We start from the raw sequence: 2,895 nt of genomic DNA, 5'->3' as shown, positions 1-2,895 counted from the left end.
ACGGGGCGACCGTGGTCGGCGAGCGGCGGCGCGGTGAGCGGGTGCTCGACCTGGCCGTCCGCTCCCCGGTGCTCCCGGCCGTCGCGCACGTTCGGCTGCTGCTGCCGCCCGGCTGGCGGCGCGGCGCGGGACGCGCCTGGCCGGTGCTGTGGCTGCTGCACGGGACGGGCGGGGACCACGCGTCCTGGACGGGGCACACCGACGTGGCGGAACTCACGGCCGGTCTCGACGTGCTGGTCGTGATGCCCGACGGCGGCCCCTGCGGCCTCTACACCGACTGGTGGAACCGGGGGACGGGCGGGCCGCCGCGCTGGGAGACCTTCCACCTGACCGAGCTGAGGCAGATCCTCGAACGCGGGTACGGGGCGGGGGCGTCCCGGGCGGTGGCCGGCGTCGGGCAGGGCGGGCTGGGCGCGCTCGCCTACGCGGCGCGGCATCGAGGGCTGTTCCGCGCCGCCGCGTCCTTCAGCGGTCCGCTCCACACCCTGCACAACGATCCAGGCGGCCTGGACGTCTCCGATCTGGTCGAACTCGCCGTCGCGGTCGGCGCGCGCGGCGCGGCCTGGACGGACGTATGGGGCGATCCGGTCGAGCAGCGCATCGTGTGGCGGCAGCACAACCCCTACGACCTGGCCGACCGGCTCTCGGGCGTGCGGCTGCACGTGGCGTCCGGCGACGGCACGCCGGGCCCCCTCGACCCGCCGCCCGCGTCCGGCCCCGGCGGCCTGGACGGCGCGGCCGCCCTGGAGGCGCTGTCCCGCGCGCTCAGCGGCGACTTCGCCGGGAAGCTGAAGAAGCTCGGCATCCCGGTCTCCACGCACTTCTACCGGGGCAGGCAGGGGTGGGCCTACTGGCAGCGCGAGCTGCGGGCGGCGCTTCCCCTGCTGCTCGCCGAGATCGCGAACCAGGACTCCGCGCAGGCGGGCTAGGGTCGGGGCGTGACTGAACCGCGTTCGGACGCGTGGGTCGCCGGGGTCTGGCGGGACCTGGGACTGCCCGGCCTCATCGACGTCCACGTCCACTTCATGCCGCCGCGAGTGACGGCGGCCGTATGGCGCTACTTCGACGACGCCGGGCCGCTGATCGGGCACGAGTGGCCGATCCGCTACAAGTGGCCGGAGGACGAGCGGGTCGAGCACCTGCGGGCGATGGGCGTGCGGGCGTTCACCTCGCTGCTGTACCCGCACAAGCCGGGCATGGCCGAGGCGCTGAACGGGTGGGCGGCCGAGTTCGCCGCGCGCGTCCCCGAATGCGTCCCGACCGGGACGTTCTTCCCCGAGCCGTCCGCCGCGTCCTACGTGCGGCGCGCCCTCGCCGCCGGGACCCGGGTGTTCAAGGTGCACCTGCAGGTCGGCGGCTTCGACCCGCGCGCGGACGAGCTGGACGAGGTGTGGGGGATGATCGCCGACGCCGGCGCGGTCGCCCTGGTGCACGCGGGATCGGGACCGGTGGCGAACGGCTTCACCGGGCCCGGGCCGTTCGGCGACGTCCTCGCGCGGCACCCCCGGCTGCGGACGATCATCGCCCACCTCGGCGCGCCCGAGTTCACCGGGTTCTTCGACCTCGCCGACCGGTTCCCGAACGTCCACCTCGACACGACCATGGTGTTCGTGGACTTCACCGGCGGGCTCGGCGTGTTCCCGGCCGCCGAGGTCCCGCGCCTGCGCGACCTCGGCCTGGCGGGGCGGATCCTGTTCGGGACGGACTTCCCGAACATCCCCTACACCTACGCGCACCAGCTCGAAGGGCTCACCGAGCTCGACATGGGCGACGAGTGGCTGCGCGCCGTCTGCTGGGACGGCGCCGCCAAGCTCCTCGGGATCTGACGGCACGCAGCCCCGGCGGGACCAGGGATTCCGCGGGGGCTGCGCGCTGCGTGCTTCAGGCCGTCAGTGCCCGCAGGGCGGCTGCGCGCCCGACGCGGCGGGTTCTTCCGTGAGGCCGTCCGGGACGTGCCGGGGGCCATGCGGATCCTCGCAGTGGAACTCGTTGTCGATGTGGTCGACCTCGAGTGTGGTGTGCGTGATGTCGTAGGCGTCCCGCAGCAGCTCCTGCAGGTCGCGCCGGACGCCGTGGCAGTCGCCCTCCGGCTCCACCAGGACGTGCGCCGACAGCGCCGGGTAGCCCGAGCCGAGCTCCCAGACGTGCAGGTCGTGCACCTCGCGGACGGCCGGCCGGTCGGCCAGCCGGGTCCCGATCTCGGTCGGGTCCAGGCCCGCCGGGGCGGCCTCCATCAGCACCCTGCCCGCCTCCTTCAGCAGGCCCCAGCCCGCCTTCAGCATCAGCGCCGCGACGACCAGCGAGGCGATGGCGTCGGCGCGGGCGAACCCGGTCAGCCAGACGACCGCGCCCGCGATCGTGGTGGAGATGAACGCGTACAGGTCGTTCAGGATGTGCTGGAAGGCGCCCTCGACGTTCAGGCTCGACCGGTTGGCCTTGCTGAGCAGCCACGTCGCCAGGACGTTCACCGCGATCCCGGCGAGCGAGGTCCAGAACACCAGCGCGCCGTGGACCTCGGGCGGGTTGGCCAGCCGCATCCCGCTCTCGAACACGAAGTAGGCCGCGAGCAGGATCAGCGTCAGCCCGTTGAGCTGCGCCGACAGGATCTCGGCGCGGCGCAGCCCGTAGGTGTAGCCGCCGCGCGGCGGGCGCGCCGCGATCCGCATGGCGATCAGGGCCAGCACGATGGCGAACGCGTCGGTCAGCATGTGCGCCGCGTCCGACAGCAGGGCCAGCGACCCGGCGATCAGGCCGACCACGACCTCGCCGGCCATGAACGCCACGATCAGGCCGAGCGCGCCCATGAGGTAGCGCCGGTCCGCGTCGGCGGACACGCCGTGCCCGTGGCCGTGGCCCTGCTCCTCGCCTCGGCCGCCGTGGCCGTGCCCGTGCCCG

The 2,895-nt window shown here is 74.3% G+C and carries 3 protein-coding genes; 2 read left to right on the top strand and 1 reads right to left on the bottom strand.

Going from position 1 to position 2,895, the window contains the following annotated elements:
* Both AB0J52_RS34665 and AB0J52_RS34660 read left to right on the top strand, forming a co-directional pair.
* Positions 1–929: alpha/beta hydrolase (locus AB0J52_RS34665; RefSeq protein WP_500187125.1), on the top strand; the 929-nt coding region annotated here is incomplete at its 5' end.
* A 9-nt stretch (positions 930–938) separates the two neighbouring features.
* Positions 939–1,826, top strand: coding sequence for an amidohydrolase family protein (locus tag AB0J52_RS34660; RefSeq protein ID WP_500187124.1), 888 nt, complete (start codon positions 939–941; stop codon positions 1,824–1,826).
* 63 nt (positions 1,827–1,889) lie between these two features.
* Here the strand turns inward: AB0J52_RS34660 and AB0J52_RS34655 are convergent.
* On the bottom strand, positions 1,890–2,895 hold a 1,006-nt coding region (locus tag AB0J52_RS34655; protein WP_500187123.1), incomplete at its 5' end, for a cation diffusion facilitator family transporter.

The organism is Spirillospora sp. NPDC049652, assembly GCF_040675125.1.
GTDB lineage: Bacteria > Actinomycetota > Actinomycetes > Streptosporangiales > Streptosporangiaceae > Spirillospora.
Note: the sequence above shows the minus strand (reverse complement) of the source record. Positions and strands in the feature narration are given on the sequence as shown.